This is a genomic window from Pseudomonas zhanjiangensis (assembly GCF_041027545.1).
In the GTDB taxonomy this organism is placed as follows: domain Bacteria; phylum Pseudomonadota; class Gammaproteobacteria; order Pseudomonadales; family Pseudomonadaceae; genus Aquipseudomonas; species Aquipseudomonas zhanjiangensis.
On the sequence record NZ_JBFTEG010000001.1, the window covers coordinates 349274 to 368837 of the forward strand.

Sequence of the window (19564 nt, forward strand, 5' to 3'; positions counted from 1 at the left end):
AGAAGACGCAGTGGACCTCGTCGTACTGCAGCCCGTGCTTGGCCAATTCGCCGAAGACATCGCTCAGGGCGATCTTGCTGTTGGCCAAGAGTAGTGCCGGAGTCTTGCGGTTGCGCACGGTCAGCACGTCGACCCCTTCCAGCTTCGCCCCGTAGGCGATCGAACCATACTGGTCATCGCTGTACTTGGAGAGCAGGTAGTTGCGGGTTTGGCTGCCGGCTTCCTTACGTTCGTAAGGCTGCACTTCGCCGCGCATGACGTTGCCCAAGCCAGGGTCGCTCAGGGTCTTGCCGTCCGGGCCGTAGAACACCAACGCGCTATCGGCCGGTACGGCCAGGTGCATGCCCGGCACGAAGGCGCCGTGGCTGGTGATGATCAGTTTCCTGCTGGGCTGCCCGGGGGTTTTCTGGAACAGGTAGAAGTGTTCGCCGAGTGCCGTCGCGTTGGCCGGTGTGGGCTTCATGGGCGAACTCCTGCTCGGCTGGGGGCGTGCTGAGCCGCTGCTGCGTCTGCGCGGCTGCAATGGGTCTGCTGGGCTGCATCGAACATGTTCGTCTCCTTAAGCCTTAAACGTCCGCCGGGCTGATGCTCAGCCGTTCCATGCGGTACAGCAGGGTGCGTCGCGGCAGCCCCAGTTCGCGGGCGGCCTGGCTCTGGTTGCCGCGGTTCTTGCGCAGGCAGTCGAGCAGCAGGTTGCGCTCGACCCGTTCCAGGCGCTCGCGCAGGTTCATGCCGCCTGCAGCCTCGGGCTCCGCCTGGCGCAGGTTGAAGTGCTCGGGCAGCAGTTCGCCGCTCTCGCACAGCAGCACGGCGCGTTCGACCAGGCCCTTGAGCTCGCGCACGTTGCCGGGGAAGGCATAGCTGGCCAGGTGCTCCAGGGCACTGTCGGACCAGCGACAGGTGTCGCGCTGGAGGAAGGCGCTGGCCTTGTCGGCGAAGTTGCGTGCCAGGTGCAGGATGTCCTCGTCGCGTTCGCGCAGCGGCGGCAACTCGATGGGGAAGTGCGACAGGCGATAGAACAGGTCTTCGCGAAAGCGCCCCTCCTCGACCAGGCTGCGCAGGTCGCGGTGGGTGGCGGCGACGATGCGCACGTCGACCTTGTGCGTGGCGGTCGAGCCCAGCGGCCGCACTTCGCCTTCCTGCAGCACGCGCAGCAGCTTGGCCTGCAGGCTCAGGGGCATGTCGCCGATCTCGTCGAGGAACAGGGTGCCGCCATCGGCGGCGTCGAACAGGCCCTGGCGGTCGCGGTCGGCACCGGTGAAGGCGCCCTTGCGGTAGCCGAACAACTCGCTTTCCAGCAGGCTCTCCGGCAGCGAGGCGCAGTTCTGCACGATGAAGGCCTTGCTCCGGCGCAAGCCGCAGTCATGAATGGCGCGCGCCACCAGCTCCTTGCCGGTGCCGGTCTCGCCGGTCAGCAGCACGCTGACCGGGTTGTGCAGGACCTTGCCGATCAGCCGGTAGACGTCGCGCATGCGCGGGCTGTCGCCGATCAGGCCGTAGCCGCTGGCGCAGGGTGCGGCGACGCTGGCCAGGTGCTTGTCGGCGCTGGGCGCGCGCAGGCGCTGCAGCAGGTGCAGCTGGGCGATGACAAAGCTGCCTAGATGGCCGAGCGAGCCGGCGAAGCCCAGCAGGTCGCGTGACAGCTGGCTGGCGGTCAGCAGCAAGCCGCTGACGCGCTTGTGCTCGTCGAGCAGCGGCAGGCACAGCAGGCTGCGCCAGGGCTGGGCGGCGCCGGGGAGGAAGTCGGTGCGGTGCAGGCTGCTGTCCAGTTCGCCGAGGCTGAGCACCTGGTTCTGGCACAGGCAGTACTGCAGCAGCTGCTCGCCGTCGTAGTCGCTCGGCAGGCTGTCGGCCAGGCGCGGCTGTAGCAGGCCGTCCTGCCACTCGGCGGACAGGGTCAGGCGGGTGTGGGTGCTGTCCAGCAGGTACAGCTGGCTTAGCTCGCAATTACACAGTTGCGCGGCCGCCTCGACCAGGCCGCCCAGCAGGCTGTCGGCGTCGGCCGCGCGGGACAGGCCGGCGAAGCGCTGCAGCAGCGCCTCGGCATAGCGCAGCGGCTGCGGCACCTGGTTGAACAGCGCCGGCACCTTAAGCGAACTCACAGATCACCGCTCCTTCGCCGTCGAGGGTGGCGTGTACGCGCTGCAGCTGTTCGCCACGGGCCATGGCGTCGAGCAGGCGGTCGACCACTTGCGGCTGCAGGTGCCGGTCGATCAGGTGATCGATCAGCCGCGCGCCGCTGTCGCCGTGGCTGCAGCGCTCGGCCAGGTTGTCGACCAGGGCGGCGCAGTGGCTGAACTGCAGCTGGCGGTGGGCCAGGCGCTCGGCGAAGCGCGCCAGCTTGAGCGCGACCAGCTCGCCGAGCACCGCGCCGTCCACCGGGTAGTAGGGCACCACGCGCATGCGCCCGAGCAGCGCCGGCTTGAAATGCTGGCTCAGGGTCGGGCGGATGGCCTGCTCCAGGTCTTCGGCCGCCGGGCGCCGGCCGTCCTGGCAGAGGCCGGCGATGCGCTCGCTGGCCAGGTTGCTGGTCATCAGGATCAACGTATTGCGGAAGTTGATCTCACGGCCCTCGCCGTCGTTGGCCACGCCCTTGTCGAAGATCTGGTAGAAGACGTTCATCACCTCCGGGTCGGCCTTCTCCACCTCGTCGAGCAGTACCACCGAGTAGGGCTTCTGGCGCACCGCTTCGGTGAGCATGCCGCCCTCGCCGTAGCCGACGTAGCCGGGCGGTGCGCCGATCAGCCGCGAGACCGTGTGCTTCTCCTGGAACTCGGACATGTTGATGGTGGTGAGGAAGCGTTCGCCGCCGTACAGCAGGTCGGCCAGGGCCAGGGCGGTCTCGGTCTTGCCGACGCCGCTGGGGCCGACCAGCAGGAACACCCCGACCGGCGCGTCGGCGCGGTTGAGGCCGGCGGCGGTGGCGCGCATGGCGCGGTCCAGCGACTCGATCGCCTGCTCCTGGCCACGCAGACGCTGGCGCAGGTCGCCGGCGAAACTCAGCACCTTGCTGTTGTGTTCGCGGGCCAGCTGACTCAGCGGCACGCCGGTCCAGTGGCTGATCACTTCGGCGACCAGACGCGGGCACACCTCGAAGCTGACCAGGCGCTCGTCGGCCTGGGCTGCGGCCAGTTCCTGCTGGACCTCGCGCAGCTGGGCTTCCAGCTGCTCCAGCGCCGGCGGCGCTTCGCCCTCCGCCGGGTCTTGCGGCTCGCTGGTAGCGCTAGGCGCTTGGCGCGCGTGGGCGCACTGCTTGCGCAAGTCGAGCAGGCGCTCGGCCAGCCCGCGCTGTTCGCTCCAGCGGGTCTCGATCTGCTCCAGCTCGGCGCGGGCACTGAGCAGGCGGTTTTCCAGCTGGTCGAGGCCGTCGCCGTCGATCGCCAGGCCGGCATCCAGGTCACGGCGCAACGCTTCGCCCTGGCGCTCGCCCTCGGCGATCTCGCCGCGCAGGCGCTCCAGCGCTTCCGGTGCGGCGGCCAGGCTGATGCGCACTCGGGCGCAGGCGGTATCCAGCACGTCCACGGCCTTGTCCGGCAGCTGGCGGCCGGCCAGGTAGCGGGCCGACAACTCGGCGGCGGCGACCACGGCGTCGTCGCGCAGGTAGATGCCGTGGCTCTTCTCGTACACCGGAGCCAGGCCGCGGAGGATGGTCACCGCCTCCTCGACGCTCGGCTCGTGCAGTTGCACCGGTTGGAAGCGCCTGGCCAGGGCCGGGTCCTTCTCGAAGTACTTCTTGTATTCGCTCCAAGTGGTGGCGGCGATGGTGCGCAGCTCGCCGCGGGCCAGGGCCGGCTTGAGCAGGTTGGCGGCGTCGCCGCTGCCGGCCTGGCCGCCGGCGCCGATCAAGGTATGCGCCTCGTCAATGAACAGGATGACCGGCTTGGGCGAGGCCTTGACCTCGTCGATCACCCCCTGCAGGCGCCGCTCGAACTCACCCTTGATGCTGGCGCCGGCCTGCAGCAGGCCAAGGTCCAGGCACAGCAGCTCGACGCCCTTGAGCGCCTCCGGCACCTCGCCGGCGGCGATGCGCAGGGCCAGGCCTTCGACTATGGCGGTCTTGCCGACGCCGGCCTCGCCGACCACGATCGGGTTGCTCTTACGCCGGCGGGCGAGGATGTCGATCATCTGGCGGATCGCCCCGTCGCGGCACAGCACCGGGTCGAGCTTGCCGTCGCGGGCCTGCTGGGTGAAGTTGTGGGTGAAGCGCGCCAGGTTCGACTCGCCGCCCCCCGCTGGTTTGCCTGCCGCTTGCTGCGGTTGCTGGGCCAGGGCGAACTCGCGCAGGCGCTCGGCATTCAGCTTGGTCAGCAGCGCTTGGTAGTGACTGCCGGCGTAGCGCAGGGGGTTGCGCAGCAGGGCGAGGATCAGCGCGGCCTGCTCGACCTGGCTCTGGCCCAGTTCGAGGTTGGCCACCAGCAGGGCGTCCTGCAGCCACTGCACCAGCTCGGCGGAGAACACCGGGTTGCGCGATTCGCTGTGCTCGCCGCGCGGCTGCAGGGCGCTGGCAAGCTCGCCGGGGTCCACCTCGGCATCCTGAAGGGCACGACCGAGCAGACCGTCGGGGCGCTCGAGCAGGCCGAGCAGCAGGTCCTCGACCAGGATCTTGCTGCCGCCACGCACCACGCAGCGCTCGGCGGCGCTTTCCAGGTCGCGCTTGGTCGCGGCGTCCAGGGCCTGTACCAGTTGTTGCAAGTCGACGTTGATCATTTCATCAATCCTTAATGAGCTTTGCTGCCGAGGGTGACCACGCCGTCGGCGTGGTCACGGCCGAGCCAGCTGGTCCAGCCGAGGCGGCAGGGGTTGTCGGCGCCGATGCGCAGGTCGCGGATCTCGTCCTGGCGCAGTTCCAGGCGGATGTCATAGTCCAGTGGGTCGCGCAGGGTGAAACGCACCAGCGCGCAGAGCGGCTGGTAGCCGCTGCCGATCGGCAGGAACTCGTGGAAGCGCTGCCAGCCGAGCTGGCGGATGTGGATGCGGAACTTGCCGCCGCGGTCGCGCACCGATTCGCCCAGCACCAGGTCCTCGCCGAGGCGGCTGTTGGCCAGGCCGAGGCGGTTGCGCTGCTCGCCGAGGATCTCCACCTGGCGCTCCAGGCATTGCTCGATATGCAGCTCGGCGTGCTTGAAGTAGTAGCGCAGCACCGACTCGATCAGCGCCGCCGAGTGGGCACGCAGGCTGAGCAGGCCGAGGTAGGGCAGCAGGCGTTTCCAGTTCAGTTCCGAGGCGGCGCGGATCTGCGCGCCGCCCAGGCCGATCAGGGCGAACAGCTGCTCGGAGAAGGGGTCCAGGGCGCCGCTGTGAAAGCGCGCGTGGTAGCGGTACTTCTGCCAGATCGGCAGCAGCAGGCGCTGCAGGCGGTTGTTGAACAGGTCGAGGAAGTCCCGGGTCGGGTTGCCGTCCTCGCTGTCGCCCAGGGCCTGCTCGCCATAGAAGGCCGGCAGCGGCGAGCCGGCGCCGAACAGGCTGACCAGGTTGATGCGCAGGCGCGCACGCAGCTCGCCGTGTTCCTCGAAGAATTGCACGCGATCGATATCGCTGCCGGGGAAGCCCAGGCTCGGGTTGGCCTGCAGCTCCAGGCGCTGCTGCAGCGCCTCGTCATCCAGGTGCGGATGAGCCTCGCGCAGGCGTTCCAGCACCAGCTGCACACCCTGGAACAGGCTGTATTCGCGGATGCCTCGGCTGAGCCGGCTGAGACCCGGCTCAAAGTCTGCTGCGCGTCGGCCAGGCGGCGTTGAAGCCGGGCTCAGAATGCTCATCTACACCTCGTAGACTGCGCTTCTTCGCCCGTCTTCGCCTTGCCTGGCGCTAGCTCGCATGCCTTTGCGCTGGGGCTCATAGCAGGGGCTGTTGCCCCATGCGCGGCGTCCATTGGTACACCTCTCCCTGTGTGCTCTGTACGCGCAGCTCGTGGTACGAGTTGAGGCTGGCGTACAGGGCGAAAAATTCATTGAGCACCGAGGCGAAGAGGAACAGGTCGCCCTCGCCCAGGTAGCCTTCGGGGTTGATCGTCAGCTCGGTGCGCACCCCGCGTACCGGCAGGCCGCGGTGCAGGCGGTCGACGTGACGGTGGCCGATGCTCTTGAGACCATCGAGCAGGCGCTTGCTGACTTTCTCGGCGTGCTGGTCGTAGTAGCGCGGCAGGTCGTAGGTTTCGAGGATCACCTTGAGTGCCTCGACATTGGCCAGCGACAGGTAGTTCAACGACATGTTGGAAATCAGCTTCCACAAGAAATCGCGGTGCAGCGGCGGTGCGTAGCTCGGCGTCACCGCGCTGATGTTGCGGAAGGTCAGGAACTCCGGGGTGTCCTCGCTGGGCAGGCAGATGTCGCCCAGGCCGAGCTGGCGCGGCAGATTCTGGTTGGTACAGGTCAGCTCGATCGACAGCGTCTCGTGCTGGTCGAGGTTGCGCAGGCCGAAGCTCAGGTAGGTCTCCAGGCCATCGCCGAGCAGCGAGGGCTGCTGGCGCACGCTGTAGTGCGGGCGCGCCAGGGGCACGTCGAAGCTCGGGTCGTGCTCGAAGGATTCGAACGGCACGTACTCCTCGTAGCCCTGGCCGCCGGGTTTCCAGCCAGTGACCCGGTCCACCGAGAACACCCCGCAATGCTGGGCGTCGAACTCGGCCGGCAGCAGCAGGTACTGGTCCTGCTTGCCGTCCAGGCGGATCGGGATGGCGTCGTGGGCGAACAGGTTGACCACCGGCGTACAGTACAGGCGCACGTTGTCCAGGGTCGGGCGGATGCGCTGCACCCCGGCCTTGTGGATGTCGAAGCGCAGCTCCATGCCGCGGGCCCGTTCCAGCAGTTCCGGCGGCAGGCGCTTGAGGGCGTCCAGGCCCTTGAGGTCGACGAACAGGAACTTCTCCTGGAAGGCGAAGTATTCCTGCAGGTAGCGGTAGCCGCGGAAGGTGTTCAGCGGGTAGGGGATCAGCGCCTCGTCCTCGGCGAAGCCCACCGGCTGCAGCTGGTCGGCGCCCAGGTTCAGGTTGGCCACGGCCTGGCCGTTGGCGTCCTTGACCAGCGCCTGACCGTCCTCGCCGAGCAGTACCAGCTGGACGCCACCGAGATGGCGCAACAGGCCGAGGTAGAGCAGCTGGCCGATATAGCGCTCGCCGGCCAGATGCAGGCGCAATTGCTTGAGCTCGAGTTCGCCGAGGTGGCCGTCGGCGCTCATCGACAGGCGCAGGCTGAGCAGCGCGCCATCGCCCTTGACCGAATAGTCCAGGCCGCTCAGCGCCAGCGGTAGCACCTCGGTGGCGTAGCAGGTGCGGAAGCGACAGGTCACGCCCTGGATCGGCCTGGACTCCACCGGCGTGTGGCGCGGCACCGGCAGGGCCGGACCGGGACGCTTGAGCGGGTCGAACTGGAGCATGCTGAAGGCCGGCAGCGGGCGCATGTAGTTCGGCCACAGCAGGTGCATCAGCGAGTGGGTCAGCTCCGGCAGCTCGTCATCGAGCTTCTGCCGCAGGCGCCCGGTGAGGAAGGCGAAACCCTCCAGCAGGCGCTCGACATCCGGGTCGCGCCCGGCCTGGCCAAGATAGGGCGCCAACGCCGGGCTGCGCTCGGCAAAACGCTTGCCCAGTTGGCGCAGGGCGGTCAGTTCGCTCTGGTAATAGTGGTTAAAAGACATTCAGCGGGTCATCCCTGTGCTGGTTCGGCTCAGCCGCCGATGAGAACGGTGCCGGAACCTGCGGTAACCACATTGCCATGACTGCCCACGGTGCCGACGACTGTCGCCGGCTTGCCGTTGATCAGCACGGTCGGGATCACCGCACTGGCCAGGGCGCCGCCGCAGGCGGAGGCATCGCCCATGCGAGCGGCGGGCAGGCTGTCGAACAGCACGTCGGGCGAGCCGGCGGCGATCGGGTTGCTGCCGTGGCCGGGGATCGGGCAGGCAGTGGGATCGTTCAAGCGGGCGGCGGGTTTGCCGGACATGGGGCTCTCCTTACTGGACCTTGACCTGTCCGCTGCCATCCAGGCTCGCGGAGAAACTCACGTGGCGTTTGATGCCTTCGACCTGCAGCAGGCCTTCGATGGCGAAGGACAGGCTCAGCGGGTCGTGGCTGCGCGGCAGGGATATCACCCGCACCTGGCGCAAACGCGGTTCGTACGCCTCGATAAAGCGTTCGATGGCGATACGCGCCTGCTGCAGCGAATCGTGCAGCGACAGGCGCATATCGTTGAGATCGGGCAACCCGTAGTCGGGCAGCGTCTGCACGCTGCCCGCCCGGGTGCTGAGCATCTTGGCCAGGTGGGCAGCCACCGATGCCAGGGCGGCGACCTCGCGGTCCCAGCCGGCGCGTTGGCCGGCCTCGCCACCGAGGCGTTCGAACAGGCTGCCGTAGGCCATCGCTGCTTACTCCTTGTCCAGCTTGCCAACCAGGGACAGGGTGAAGTCGGCCCCCATGTACTTGAAGTGCGGGCGCACGTTGAGGCTGACGCGGTACCAGCCCGGCTCACCGTCGACATCGCTGACGATCACCTGGGCGGCGCGCAGCGGACGGCGGCTGCGGACTTCGGAGCTGGGGTTCTCCTGGTCGGCGACGTACTGGCGAATCCACTTGTTGAGCTCCAGCTCGAGGTCGGTGCGCTCCTTCCAGGCGCCGATCTGCTCGCGCTGCAGCACCTTCAGGTAGTGGGCCAGGCGGTTGATGATGAACATGTAGGGCAGCTGGGTGCCGAGCTTGTAGTTCAGTTCGGCGGTCTTGCCTTCCTCGCTGATGCCGAAGAACTTCGGCTTCTGCGCCGAGTTGGCGGAGAAGAACGCGGCGTTGTCGCTGCCCTTGCGCATGGTCAGGGCGATGAAGCCTTCTTCGGCCAGTTCGTATTCACGACGGTCGGAGACCAGCACCTCGGTGGGGATCTTGGTCTCGATCTCGCCCATGCTCTCGAAGTGGTGCAGCGGCAGGTCTTCCACCGCGCCGCCGCTCTGCGGGCCGATGATGTTCGGGCACCAGCGGAACTTGGCGAAGCTGTCGGTCAGGCGGCTGGCGAAGGTGTAGGCGGTGTTGCCCCACAGGTAGTGCTCGTGGCTGCCGGCGACGTTTTCCTTGTAGACGAAGCTCTTGACCGGGTTGTCTTCCGGGTCGTAGGGGTTGCGCAGCAGGAAGCGCGGCACGGTCAGGCCGACGTAGCGGGCGTCTTCCTGTTCGCGGAAGCTCTGCCACTTGGTGAACTGCGGGCCTTCGAAGTGATCCTTGAGGTCCTTCAGGTCCGGCAGGCCGGTGAAGCTTTCCAGGCCGAAGAACTTCGGCCCGGCCGCGGCGATGAAGGGCGCGTGGGACATGCTGGCGACGCTGGCGACGTACTGCAGGGTCTTGACGTCCGGCGCGCTCGGGTCGAAGAAGTAGTTGGCGATCAGGGCGCCGACCGGCTGGCCACCGAACTGGCCGTACTCGGCGGTGTAGATGTGCTTGTACAGGCCGGACTGGACGATCTCCGGGCTGTCCTCGAAGTCATCGAGCAGGTCCTGCTTGGAGGCGTTGAGGATCTCCAGCTTGATGTTCTCGCGGAAGTTGGTGCGGTCCACCAGCAACTTGAGGCCGCGCCAGGAGGATTCCAGGGCCTGGAACTCGGCGTTGTGCAGGATCTCGTCCATCTGCCGGCTGAGCTTGGCGTCGATCTCGGCGATCATGCGATCGACCATGGCCTTCTTGACCGGCTCGTTTTCGTTCTGCGGTTTCAACAATTCTTCGATGAAGGCCGACACGCCGCGCTTGGCGATGTCATAGGCCTCGTCGTCCGGGGTCAGCTTGGTCTCGGCGATGATGCGGTCGAGAATGCCGAGTTCGGCGGCGCTGTGGCCGCTCTCTACTGCTGCGCTAGTGCTCATTGATCAGCGTCCTTGTCAGTGGGAATCAGGAGTCCAGGGTGTCTTTGGCGGCCAGGCCGAGTTCACCGAGCACGCGGTCACGCGAGTCGTCGTCGGCGAGCACGCTCTCGATCGCCTTGCGGAAGGCCGGGGCATTGCCCAGCGGGCCTTTCAGGGCGACCAGGGCGTCGCGCAGTTCCATCAGCTTCTTCAGCTCGGGCACCTGCTCGACCAGGTTGGCCGGGTTGAAGTCCTTCATCGAGTTGATGCGCAGCTGCACGGCCAGTTCGTCGTCGCTGGCTTCGTCCTGCAGACGGTTGGGCACGCCGAAGGTCAGGTTCAGTTCCTGCTTGGCCAGGACCTCGTCGAAGCTGTTCTTGTCGATGCTGATCGGCTTGCGATCTTCGATCTTGCGCTCGTCGGCGCGCTGGGTGAAATCGCCGAGCACCATCAGTTTCAGCGGCAGTTCGATCTCTTCCTGGGCGCCGCCGGTGGCGGGTTTGAAGGTGACGTTGATGCGTTCCTTGGGGGCTACCGAGCCTTCTTTGGCCATGGTCATTCTCCGTTGCGGTTATGGCCCGAGGGCCTAGTCCAGTACCACTTCGAGGTCGAGGTGGCACAACCTGCGGTAGATCTCTTCCTTGTATTCGCGTACCGCGTGGTTCTGCGGCAACAGCTCGCAGCAGCTGTGCAACATGCGCAGTACCTCGAGGGCGAGATCGGGTTCCCAGTCGCCCAGGCCCGAGGCCTGCAGCAGTTGGTCGAGCGAATCGAGCTGGGTCTTGGCCAGTTCGTATTTCTTGGCGGCGAAGCACAGGCGGGCCAGGGTCAGCTGCCAGTAGAAGCGCTCGCGGCCGCCGCGCGCCTTGGCCAGGCCTTGCTTGAGTTGCTGCACGGCGCATTTCAGGCCGTCCTTGCGCAGGTGCGGAAGGGTCTCCTGCAGGGCCAGCTCCCAGACCGGTTGACTGCCGCTCTCGTTGGCCTGGGGGGCGCTCTGGGCGACCGGCGGCTGCACGTGGGGCATGACGTGGGAGCTGAGCCAGGCGCGGGTCTGGGCATCGGCGAAGGCACTGCCGTCGTGGAAGCGCAGCTCTTCCAGGCCGCTCATGCGCTGGAGGAACAGCGCCAGCTGGATCTCCACCTCGCGCATTGCCTGTTCGGCATCCAGGCCCTGCAGGCATTGCCAGACCAGGTGCTGGCCGTCGAGCCAGAAGGGGGCGCGGGCGATGCTGGCTTCCAGGTCGACCAGCAGGTCGGCGTACTGGCCCTGCTGGTAGCGCTCCTGGTAGCTGGCCAGCTTGTCCGCCGGCAGGCCGCGCAGGGCGGTGATCTGCTCGGCGTTGCGCTCCGGCAGGCTGTCGATCGGCAGCCACAGGAGGGTGCGGGCCAGGCGCAGGGCGCGCAGATCGCTGGCCTTCTGCTTGAGCCAATAGGCGCACAGGGGGCGGGCCTGGTCCTGCAGGCTGCGCAGGCTCTTGTGCGCCTCCTTCTCGTTCTCCACCGGCGCGCCGGGGGTGAGCAACTGGCTGGCGACTTGCTTGACCTGGGCGATCGCCGCGCCGACCGAGCCCGGGCCTGGCTGGCCCTGGCTGGCGCGGCTGACCAGTTCGTCCAGGCGTCGGCACAGCGGAAGCAGCAGTGGCGCGTCCTCGCCGAGGTGCTCGGCCAGGCAGGCCTCGAGGGCACGCAGCTGTTCGGCCAGGCTGCGGAACAGCGCCAGCTGCTCGCCGATCGGCACATGTTCGGCCAGGGCCTGCTCCAGCCGTGGCAGCAGCCAGCCGATGGCGGCGGCGCGGGTGCGCGGTTTGCGCGGGTGCAGGTCGTTCCAGTGATTCAGGCACAGGTAGTGCAGCAGGCTCAGGCCGGCCTGCAGGCCGGCGAAGGATTCGCGCTGGTACAGGCCCCAGATCAGCCAGGCGGCGACCCGCAGGTCCTTGGACTGGGCGCTGAGCAGGACTTCGCTGTTCTCGCGCACCTTCTGCCAGTCGATGGCGCCGGTTTCATGCAGCGCGCTGGCCTTGCCCAGTTCGTTTTCCAGCACTTCGTATTCGCTGGAGTAACGGACGTCGGCGCCGGCGAAATTCCCTTGTTCGATAGGGGTTTTGGCCAGCTGCAGATAATGCGCGGTTAGCGAGTTTGAATAGGTCATTCCATGACTCAATGAGTTGATGCAACTAACTCGGCTGTTCGCGCGGTTATATATAAACGTGCGTTTGAATTAGCTGGGCTGCGCAACTTCTTGCGCACATCAATGTGCAACAAGTTGCACAGGATCCTTATGGGCTGGGCATCCTAGCGGCATGGGCGAGAGTCGGCAACTGTTGGAAGTGTGAAGTGGATAACAGTCGATGGTATTTGCCGATCATTTATAAGAACGCCAGTTCCACTTGCTTTTGCGAACTAACGCGCAAGTTTAAAAGCATCTCCTGATTGTGCGTTTGTCGGCTTTTGTCGTGTAGGAAATAACTTACTGGCAAATTAGTGGCGCATCACAAAAGTTGCTCTGCCTGAGTGATGGCAATGTGATGTCTGTCTGTTTACAAGTGAGCGCTTTGTGTCACGCGCGGGAGCAGGCGGTGCAGCTGCGCCTGCACCGCGCATGGCATTCACTCGGGCAGGGGCTCGCTGCGCAGGCTGAAGCCGAGCTGGCGTTGTTCGCCGGGGGCGAGAATCACCAGGTCGTCGAGGACGTTGGCCGTTTCGATGCAGAGCATGCCTTGCCAGGCATCCTCGGCGAACTGCGATAGACGCCTGGCCTTGTCGATCCAGGGGTTCCACACCACCGCCGAGTGCGAGCCGCTGCTCTCGAGGACGATCCGCCGCTGCCAGTGTGGGTCGAGGATCGCCAGGCGCGATGGCAGGCCCAGGTAGAGGCGGTCGGTCTCGCCGTCGATATGCAGTTCGCCGCTGTGCCGTTGGGCGCGCCAGTCATCCTCCAGGGCATCGACGTAACGGCACTGGTCGAGCCCCTCGACGCTGACCTGGCGTACGTCGCTGACGGCGAAATAGCTGTGCAGCGCCTGGCTGATGCTCACCGGCTGCTCGCCCAGATTGCGGCTGCACAGTTGCACCTGCAGGGTGTCGCCGAGGCGGATATCCAGGCTCAGGGCGACGCTGTGCGGCCAGCCGGGCAGCCCCTGTTCGGCCTCGGCGCAGCGCAGCGCCAGGTGCACGCCCTGGGCCTGGCGGTCGACCGTCTGCAGCTCCCAATCGAGCCCGCGTACCAGGCCGTGGGCCGGGGTCAGCGGGCCGCCCTGATGCATGGCCTGGACGGCCTGGGGGTTGCGCTTGAGGTCGCCGAACCAGGGCCAGCACACCGGTATGCCACCGCGCACGCTCTGGCCCGGCAGGTACTCGGCCTGCTCGCTCAGCCAGATCAGTGGCGGCTCGCCGAAGCGCTGGTAGCTGAGGATCTGCGCGCCCTGCTGGGCCACCAGCAGTTCCGCCTGGGCCGTGCGTACTCGCCAGCAGGCCAGCTTGCCCAACTCCAGGCGCTCGACCTGCGGGCCCTGTTTGCTGTCTGTCATGGGGTCTTCCTCGTCCTTCGTCTAATTAGAAGTGTGAACCGCGAATCGGCCAATAGCCAGGCGCTAGCCCGCGCTTGACCGGGCGCATTGTTGCCGCCGCTGCCCTGGCCTAGGCTCAATGCCTGTGAGGGGAGAGCCTATGCGCAAGATCCTGATGAGCCTGTTGCTGCTGGCGGCCGGGGCGCTGGCCATCTGGTGGTGGAGCCGGCCGCAGCCGCTGCCGGTGGACCTGGTCGCGGTACAGCGCGGCCCGGTGGAAACCCTGGTGGCCAATACCCGTGCCGGTACGCTCAAGGCCTGTCGGCGCACCCATCTGTCGTTCAACCTGGGCGCTCAGGTGACCGAGCGCCTGGTCGAGGAGGGCCAGCGGGTGGAGGCTGGCCAGGTGCTGATGCGCCTGCGCCAGGACGAACAGCAGGCGCGGGTGCGCGAGGTCGAGGCGCGTCTCGACGGCCTGCGCAACCGGCGTCAGCAGCGCTGCCTGCAAGCGGGCCTGGATCGCCGTGACCACCGCCGCCTGGCCCAGTTGCAGGCGCGTCAGCTGGTGGCCGAGGACCGGGTCGACCAGAGCGCGACGCGCGCGCGTCTGGCCGAACTGGCCTGCAGCGCGGCGGCGGTGGCCATCCGCGAGACCGAGGCGAGCCTGGCGCTGCAGCGCGCCCTGCTCGACCAGGCGACCCTGCGCGCGCCCTTTGCCGGCATAGTCGCCGAGATCAATGGAGAGGTCGGCGAGTTCGTCACGCCCTCGCCGCCGGGCATCCCGACCCCGCCGGCGGTCGACCTGATCGACGACAGCTGCCTCTACGTCGAGGCGCCGATCGACGAGGTGGATGCCTCCCGGGTGGCCCTCGGCATGCCGGTACGGGTGAGCCTGGACGCCTTTCGCGAGCGCCGCTTCGCCGGCACGGTGAGCCGTATCGCGCCCTTCGTCCGCGATCTGGAGAAGCAGGCGCGCACCGTCGACGTCGAGGTGCGTTTCGATGCGCCGCCGGCCGATGTGGCGCTGCTGACCGGTTACAGCGCCGATGTCGAGATCCTCATCGAGCAGCACGCCAATGCCCTGCGCATCCCCACCGAGACCCTGCTGGAGGGGCGCCGGGTGCTGCGCTATGACGCCGCTGAAGGTGTGCTGCGTGAGGCGCCGGTGCGCACCGGGCTGGGCAACTGGCGCTGGACCGAGGTGCTCGAGGGCCTGGACGAGGGCCAGCGAATTCTCGCCAGCCTGGAGCAGGAGGGCCTGGCCGACGGTGTCGCGGTGACGCCCCAGGAGCGGGAGGCGCAATGATCCGCCTGCGCGAGGTGACGCGCTGCTTCGTCCTCGGTGATCAGCGGGTCATGGGCCTGGATGCGGTCGACCTGGAGGTGGCGGCCGGCGAGTACCTGGCGGTGATGGGGCCGTCCGGTTCGGGCAAGTCGACCCTGCTCAACATCCTCGGCCTGCTCGATGCGCCGGACAGCGGCGAGTACTGGCTGAACGGCGAGGCCACCGCGGCGCTCGACGAGAACCGCCGCGCCGAGCTGCGCAGCCGGCATATCGGCTTCGTGTTCCAGTCCTATCACCTGATCCCCCGTCTGACCGCCCTGGAGAACATCGAGCTGCCGATGGTCCTGGCCGGCATCGAGCCGGCCGAGCGGCGCCGGCGCAGCGAGCGGCTGGTCGAGCGGTTGAACCTCGGCGACCGGGTGCGCCACAGGCCGGCCGAACTGTCCGGCGGCCAGCGCCAGCGGGTGGCCATCGCCCGGGCAATGGTCATGCAGCCGGGCCTGCTGTTGGCCGATGAGCCCACCGGCAACCTCGACAGCCATTCCGGCGCCGAGGTGGTGGCCCTGCTCGAGGAACTCAACGCGGACGGCCTGACCCTGCTGGTGGTGACCCACGACCCCAGTATCGGCGGGCGGGCACGACGGCGCCTGAGCATGCTCGATGGGCGCATCATCGACGATATTCGTCAGGAGCCGGGCGATGCGCAGCGCTGATGGCATCGGCCTGATGCTCGGCGCCCTGCGCGGGCACGGTTCGCGCAGCCTGATGCTGCTGCTGGCGATCGCCATCGGCGTGGTCGCGGTGAACCTGCTCACCGGCCTGGCCGAGGGTGCCCGGCAGTTCGTCATAGGCGAGTTTTCCCTGCTCGGGCGCAACACCCTGATCGTCCTGCCGGGGCGCAAGGAGACCACCGGCGGCATGCCGCCGATCACCGGCCTGGCCACCCGCGACCTGACTCTGGGCGATGCCGAGGCGGTCGCCCGCCTGCCCAGCGTGCGCCGGGTCGCGCCGCTGCAGGCCGGCCAGGTCGAGGTCAACGCCGGCAACCGCTCGCGAGAGGCGCTGATCCTGGGCACCAGCCGGGAATTCTTCGCCATCCGCCGGCTCGAGGTACTCCAGGGGCAGATTTTGCCGGCCTTGCCGCTGCACCAGGCCGAGGCGGTCTGCGTGATCGGGGCGACGCTCAGGTACGAGCTGTTCGGCAGCCGCCCGGCCCTCGGCCAGTGGCTGCGGGCCGGCGACCGGCGCTTCCGGGTGATCGGCATCCTCGCCGACCGTGGCGAGTCGCTGGGCATGGACATCAGCGAGATGCTGATCATTCCGGTGGCCAGCGCCCAGGCGCTGTTCAACCGCGAGGGGCTGTTCCGGGTGTTCGCCGAGATGCGCGGGCCGCAGCTCGTCGACAGCGGCAAGCGGCAGATCCTGGCGACCATCGCCGCGCGCCACGAAGGCAAGGAGGATGTCACCGTGATCAGCCAGGACAGCCTGCTCGCCGCCTTCGATGACATCCTCGGGGCTCTGGGCCTGGCCCTGGCCGGGATCGCCGCGATCAGCCTGCTGGTGGCCGGCATCCTGATCATGAACGTGACCTGGATCGCGGTGAACCAGCGTACCGCTGAGATCGGCCTGCTCAAGGCCCTGGGCGCGCGGCCGGCGCAGGTGCGTCTGCTGTTCGTCGGCGAGGCCGGGTTGCTGGCCCTGGCCGGCGGCCTGGCCGGGCTGGGCCTGAGCGAGGCGTTGCTGTGGTTGGCGCGCCAGCTGTGGGACATCCCCCTGCAGACGCCGGCCTGGGCCCGCGCCGGCTCGCTGCTGCTGGCATTGCTGGCGGCGCTGCTGTTCGCCTGGTTGCCGGCGGGCCAGGCGGCGCGGCTGGAGCCGCTGGAGGCGCTGCGTCCGCCGGGAGCGCGGACATGATGCGCTTCGAAGATGGTTTCAAACTGACCGCCTCGGCCCTGACCAGCCGGCCGCTGCGCAGCCTGCTGACCCTGCTCGGGGTGGCCATCGGCATCGCCGCGGTGGCCCTGCTCACCGCCATCGGTGAGGGCCTGCGGGTCTATGTGCTGGACAACTTCTCGCAGTTCGGCACGCGCATAGTTGCGGTCTTTCCGGGCAAGACCCAGACAGGCGGCATCGGCGGCATTCTCAGCAGCGTGCGCCCGTTGAGCCTGGCCGATGCCGAGGCCCTGGGCACGCTGGCCCATGTCGAGGCGGTGGTGCCGTTGATCCAGGGCACCGGCGACATCCAGTTCGGCGTCATGAGCCGGCGCAGCGACATCATTGGCGGCGGCCACCAGTTGGCCGAGGCCTGGCGTTTTCGCCTGGCCCTCGGCCAGTTCCTGCCGCCGGCGCGCGCTGGCCGTTCGCCGCCCTACGCGGTGCTCGGCCACAAGCTGCGCCGCGAGCTGTTCGGCGCGGCCAACCCGTTGGGCGAGCGCATTCGCGTCGGCGGCACGCGCTTCCGGGTGATCGGGGTGATGGAGGAGAAGGGTCAGCTGCTCGGCTTCGACCTGGACGATATCGCCTATATCCCGGTGGACTGGGCCCAGCGCCTGTTCAACCGCGAGGGCCTGATGGAGGTCGACGTGGTGTTCAATGCCGGCATCGGCTCGCCAGCGCTGGCCGAGCGCATTCGTCGCCTGCTGATCGAGCGCCACGGCGAGGAGGATTTCAGCCTGATCACCCAGGACGACATGCTTGCCAGCCTGGACCGCATCCTCGCCACCCTGACGATCGCCATCGGTGCCCTCGGCGGCATTTCCCTGCTGGTCGGCGCGGTGGGCATCCTCACCATCATGACCACCACGGTGGCCGAGCGCACCGCCGAGATCGGCCTGCTGCGCGCCCTGGGCGCCAGCGATCGGCAGGTGCTCGGGCTGTTTCTCGCCGAAGCGGCGCTGTTGTCGCTGGCCGGCGGCCTGCTTGGCTTGCTGCTGATGGGCCTGCTGCTGCTCGGCCTGCACCTGGGTGTACCGGCCCTGCCGCTGAGCCTGGCTCCCGGTTTCCTGCTGCTGGCGCTGCTACTGGCCGGGGCCATCGGTCTGCTGGCCGGCATCGCCCCGGCGCGCCGTGCCGTGCGCCTGCATCCGGTGGAGGCGCTGAGGAGCGAATAGTCGGCGCAGGTCGGTAGGGCCGCACGCCAGCGGCTATAGTGAAACGTGCCGCCAATTCGAACCGGATCATGCCGGGCGCCGACCGATCGCGAGGGAACCGCGTGCCGTAGGTCGGGCCTGAGGCTGGAGCACTATGCTTGCCGCACAAGGCGACACAGTCGCCGACTCGTCACCGGATCTCGGCCAGGCCCTGGTCAAGGCCGGGCGCCTGGATGAAGCCGACTACAACCGGGTGCTGCGCATGCAGGCCGGGCAGGTCGAGAGCACGCCGCTGGCGACCCTGCTCAATCGCCTGGGGCTGGTTTCCGAGCAGGATATCGCCCAGCAGCTGTCCCAGCTGCTGGACCTGCCGCGGGTCGCCGCCGCGGATTTTCCCAGCGCGCCGCTGCTGGCCGAGCGCCTGTCCTACCGCTTCCTCAAGGAATGTCGGGCGCTGCCCCTGGAGTTCGACGACGGCGAGTTGCTGGTGGCCATGGCCGACCCGCAGGACCACTTCGTGCTGGAGGCCTTGACCCTGGCGGCCGGCTGTCCGATCGCCCCGCGGGTGGCGCTGGGCTCGGAGATCGACGCCGCCATCGAGCGCATGCACGGCCAGGGCCAGAGCCAGATGGGCGACATCCTCTCGCGGGTCGAGCCGTCCGAGCAGGAGTCGGTGGAGGATGTCGAGCAGCTGCGCGACCGTGCCAGCGAGGCGCCGGTGATCCGCCTGGTCAACCTGATCATCCAGCGCGCGGTGGAACTGCGCGCCTCGGACATCCACGTCGAGCCCTTCGAGAGCCGCCTCAAGGTGCGCTACCGGGTCGATGGCGTGCTGCAGGAAACCGAGGCGCCACCGGTGCAGTTGTCACCGGCAGTGATCTCGCGGATCAAGCTGATGGCACGGCTGAACATCGCCGAGCGGCGCCTGCCGCAGGATGGCCGGATCGAGATGCGCGTGCAGGGCAACGACCTCGACATCCGCGTCTCCACAGTGCCGACCATGCACGGCGAGAGCGTGGTCCTGCGGCTGCTCAACCGCGAGAGCGTGGTGCTCGATTTCGCCGCCCTGGGCTTCAGTGAGCAGCCGTTGCAGCGCCTGCAGAACGTGCTGAAGATCCCCCATGGCGTGCTGCTGGTCACCGGCCCCACCGGTAGCGGCAAGACCACCACCCTGTACACCGCGCTGAACAGCCTGAATACCAGCGAGAGCAAGCTGATCACCGTGGAAGACCCGGTCGAATACCAGCTCGAGGGGGTCAACCAGATCCAGGTCAAGCCGACCATCGGCCTGACCTTCGCCAGCGCCCTGCGCTCGATCGTGCGCCAGGACCCGGACGTGATCATGGTCGGCGAGATGCGCGACCTGGAGACCGCGCGCATCTGCATCCAGTCGGCCCTGACCGGCCATCTGGTGCTCTCGACCCTGCACACCAACGATGCGCCGAGCAGTGTCACCCGTCTGCTGGAAATGGGGGTGGAGGACTACCTGCTGACCTCGACCCTGAACGCGGTGCTGGCCCAGCGCCTGGTGCGCAAGCTGTGCCTGGAGTGCCGCGAGCCCTACCAGCCGCTGGCGGAAATGCTCCGCGAGCTGCGCCTGGACCGCCTGGCCGGCGACCGCCCGGTGACCCTGTACCGGTCCAAGGGCTGCAGCGCCTGCAACGGCACCGGCTACCACGGCCGCATCGCCATCATCGAGGTGCTGACCCTCAGCGATGCGCTGCGTCGCCTGGTACTCGAGCATGCCGATGCCAGTGCCCTGCGGCAGAAGGCACGCGAGGAGGGCATGCTGAGCATGTACGAGGATGGCTGCCTGAAGGCGCTCGACGGCACCACCAATATCGAAGAAGTGCTGCGCGTCACGCAGGAGGGCTGAG

Annotated in this window: 14 protein-coding genes and 2 pseudogenes; 5 read left to right on the forward strand and 11 right to left on the reverse strand. The window is 67.9% G+C overall.

What is annotated here, in order from left to right; all coding sequences use genetic code 11:
* Positions 1-4 precede the first annotated feature (4 nt).
* From AB5S05_RS01590 to AB5S05_RS01640, 11 genes and pseudogenes are all read right to left on the reverse strand, one after another.
* A pseudogene (locus AB5S05_RS01590) lies at positions 5-463 on the reverse strand (putative adhesin); the annotation flags it as partial.
* 103 nt (positions 464-566) lie between these two features.
* On the reverse strand, positions 567-2078 hold the full coding sequence (locus tag AB5S05_RS01595; RefSeq protein WP_369285847.1) for a sigma-54 interaction domain-containing protein: 1512 nt from the start codon (positions 2076-2078) through the stop codon (positions 567-569).
* Positions 2079-2088: 10 nt separating this feature from the next.
* Positions 2089-4707, reverse strand: a complete 2619-nt coding sequence (tssH, locus tag AB5S05_RS01600) for a type VI secretion system ATPase TssH (RefSeq protein ID WP_369285659.1) — start codon at positions 4705-4707, stop codon at positions 2089-2091.
* Between the two features lie 11 nt (positions 4708-4718).
* The gene (gene tssG, locus AB5S05_RS01605) at positions 4719-5756 is read right to left on the reverse strand and encodes a type VI secretion system baseplate subunit TssG (RefSeq protein WP_369285660.1); all 1038 of its coding nucleotides are present in this window, start codon (positions 5754-5756) and stop codon (positions 4719-4721) included.
* Positions 5757-5832: 76 nt separating this feature from the next.
* Positions 5833-7626, reverse strand: a complete 1794-nt coding sequence (gene tssF, locus AB5S05_RS01610; RefSeq protein ID WP_369285662.1) for a type VI secretion system baseplate subunit TssF — start codon at positions 7624-7626, stop codon at positions 5833-5835.
* Positions 7627-7661: 35 nt separating this feature from the next.
* A pseudogene (locus tag AB5S05_RS01615) lies at positions 7662-7931 on the reverse strand (PAAR domain-containing protein); the annotation flags it as partial.
* A gap of 10 nt (positions 7932-7941) precedes the next feature.
* A complete protein-coding gene (gene tssE / locus AB5S05_RS01620; RefSeq protein ID WP_369285663.1) occupies positions 7942-8346 on the reverse strand; it encodes a type VI secretion system baseplate subunit TssE in 405 nt (134 codons plus the stop codon).
* 6 nt (positions 8347-8352) lie between these two features.
* A complete protein-coding gene (gene tssC, locus AB5S05_RS01625) occupies positions 8353-9828 on the reverse strand; it encodes a type VI secretion system contractile sheath large subunit (protein WP_369285664.1) in 1476 nt (491 codons plus the stop codon).
* A 25-nt stretch (positions 9829-9853) separates the two neighbouring features.
* A complete protein-coding gene (gene tssB, locus AB5S05_RS01630) occupies positions 9854-10360 on the reverse strand; it encodes a type VI secretion system contractile sheath small subunit (RefSeq protein WP_369285665.1) in 507 nt (168 codons plus the stop codon).
* A gap of 33 nt (positions 10361-10393) precedes the next feature.
* Entirely contained in the window at positions 10394-11956 is a 1563-nt protein-coding gene (tssA, locus tag AB5S05_RS01635; RefSeq protein ID WP_369285666.1) for a type VI secretion system protein TssA, read from the reverse strand.
* A 457-nt stretch (positions 11957-12413) separates the two neighbouring features.
* Entirely contained in the window at positions 12414-13334 is a 921-nt protein-coding gene (locus AB5S05_RS01640) for a D-hexose-6-phosphate mutarotase (RefSeq protein WP_369285667.1), read from the reverse strand.
* 139 nt (positions 13335-13473) lie between these two features.
* Here AB5S05_RS01640 and AB5S05_RS01645 point away from each other — a divergent pair, with 139 nt between their 5' ends.
* From AB5S05_RS01645 to gspE, 5 genes are all read left to right on the forward strand, one after another.
* Positions 13474-14619, forward strand: a complete 1146-nt coding sequence (locus AB5S05_RS01645) for an efflux RND transporter periplasmic adaptor subunit (protein ID WP_369285668.1) — start codon at positions 13474-13476, stop codon at positions 14617-14619.
* The gene (locus AB5S05_RS01650; protein ID WP_369285669.1) at positions 14616-15311 is read left to right on the forward strand and encodes an ABC transporter ATP-binding protein; all 696 of its coding nucleotides are present in this window, start codon (positions 14616-14618) and stop codon (positions 15309-15311) included. Before AB5S05_RS01645 ends, AB5S05_RS01650 begins: the two co-directional genes overlap by 4 nt.
* Positions 15298-16512, forward strand: coding sequence for an ABC transporter permease (locus AB5S05_RS01655; protein ID WP_369285670.1), 1215 nt, complete (start codon positions 15298-15300; stop codon positions 16510-16512). Before AB5S05_RS01650 ends, AB5S05_RS01655 begins: the two co-directional genes overlap by 14 nt.
* The gene (locus tag AB5S05_RS01660; RefSeq protein WP_369285848.1) at positions 16512-17708 is read left to right on the forward strand and encodes an ABC transporter permease; all 1197 of its coding nucleotides are present in this window, start codon (positions 16512-16514) and stop codon (positions 17706-17708) included. The genes AB5S05_RS01655 and AB5S05_RS01660 overlap by 1 nt, the downstream gene beginning before the upstream one ends.
* 133 nt (positions 17709-17841) lie before the next feature.
* On the forward strand, positions 17842-19563 hold the full coding sequence (gspE, locus tag AB5S05_RS01665; protein WP_369285672.1) for a type II secretion system ATPase GspE: 1722 nt from the start codon (positions 17842-17844) through the stop codon (positions 19561-19563).
* Position 19564: the final 1 nt, after the last annotated feature.

Bases quoted from the DNA above. Each gene is read 5' to 3' on its own strand.
- tssH (WP_369285659.1), bottom strand. From the start codon at position 4,707: ATGATCAACGTCGACTTGCAACAACTGGTACAGGCCCTGGACGCCGCG.
- tssG (WP_369285660.1), bottom strand. From the start codon at position 5,756: ATGAGCATTCTGAGCCCGGCTTCAACGCCGCCTGGCCGACGCGCAGCA.
- tssF (WP_369285662.1), bottom strand. From the start codon at position 7,626: ATGTCTTTTAACCACTATTACCAGAGCGAACTGACCGCCCTGCGCCAA.
- tssE (WP_369285663.1), bottom strand. From the start codon at position 8,346: ATGGCCTACGGCAGCCTGTTCGAACGCCTCGGTGGCGAGGCCGGCCAA.
- tssC (WP_369285664.1), bottom strand. From the start codon at position 9,828: ATGAGCACTAGCGCAGCAGTAGAGAGCGGCCACAGCGCCGCCGAACTC.
- tssB (WP_369285665.1), bottom strand. From the start codon at position 10,360: ATGGCCAAAGAAGGCTCGGTAGCCCCCAAGGAACGCATCAACGTCACC.
- tssA (WP_369285666.1), bottom strand. From the start codon at position 11,956: ATGACCTATTCAAACTCGCTAACCGCGCATTATCTGCAGCTGGCCAAA.
- AB5S05_RS01640 (WP_369285667.1), bottom strand. From the start codon at position 13,334: ATGACAGACAGCAAACAGGGCCCGCAGGTCGAGCGCCTGGAGTTGGGC.
- AB5S05_RS01645 (WP_369285668.1), top strand. From the start codon at position 13,474: ATGCGCAAGATCCTGATGAGCCTGTTGCTGCTGGCGGCCGGGGCGCTG.
- AB5S05_RS01650 (WP_369285669.1), top strand. From the start codon at position 14,616: ATGATCCGCCTGCGCGAGGTGACGCGCTGCTTCGTCCTCGGTGATCAG.
- AB5S05_RS01655 (WP_369285670.1), top strand. From the start codon at position 15,298: ATGCGCAGCGCTGATGGCATCGGCCTGATGCTCGGCGCCCTGCGCGGG.
- AB5S05_RS01660 (WP_369285848.1), top strand. From the start codon at position 16,512: ATGCGCTTCGAAGATGGTTTCAAACTGACCGCCTCGGCCCTGACCAGC.
- gspE (WP_369285672.1), top strand. From the start codon at position 17,842: ATGCTTGCCGCACAAGGCGACACAGTCGCCGACTCGTCACCGGATCTC.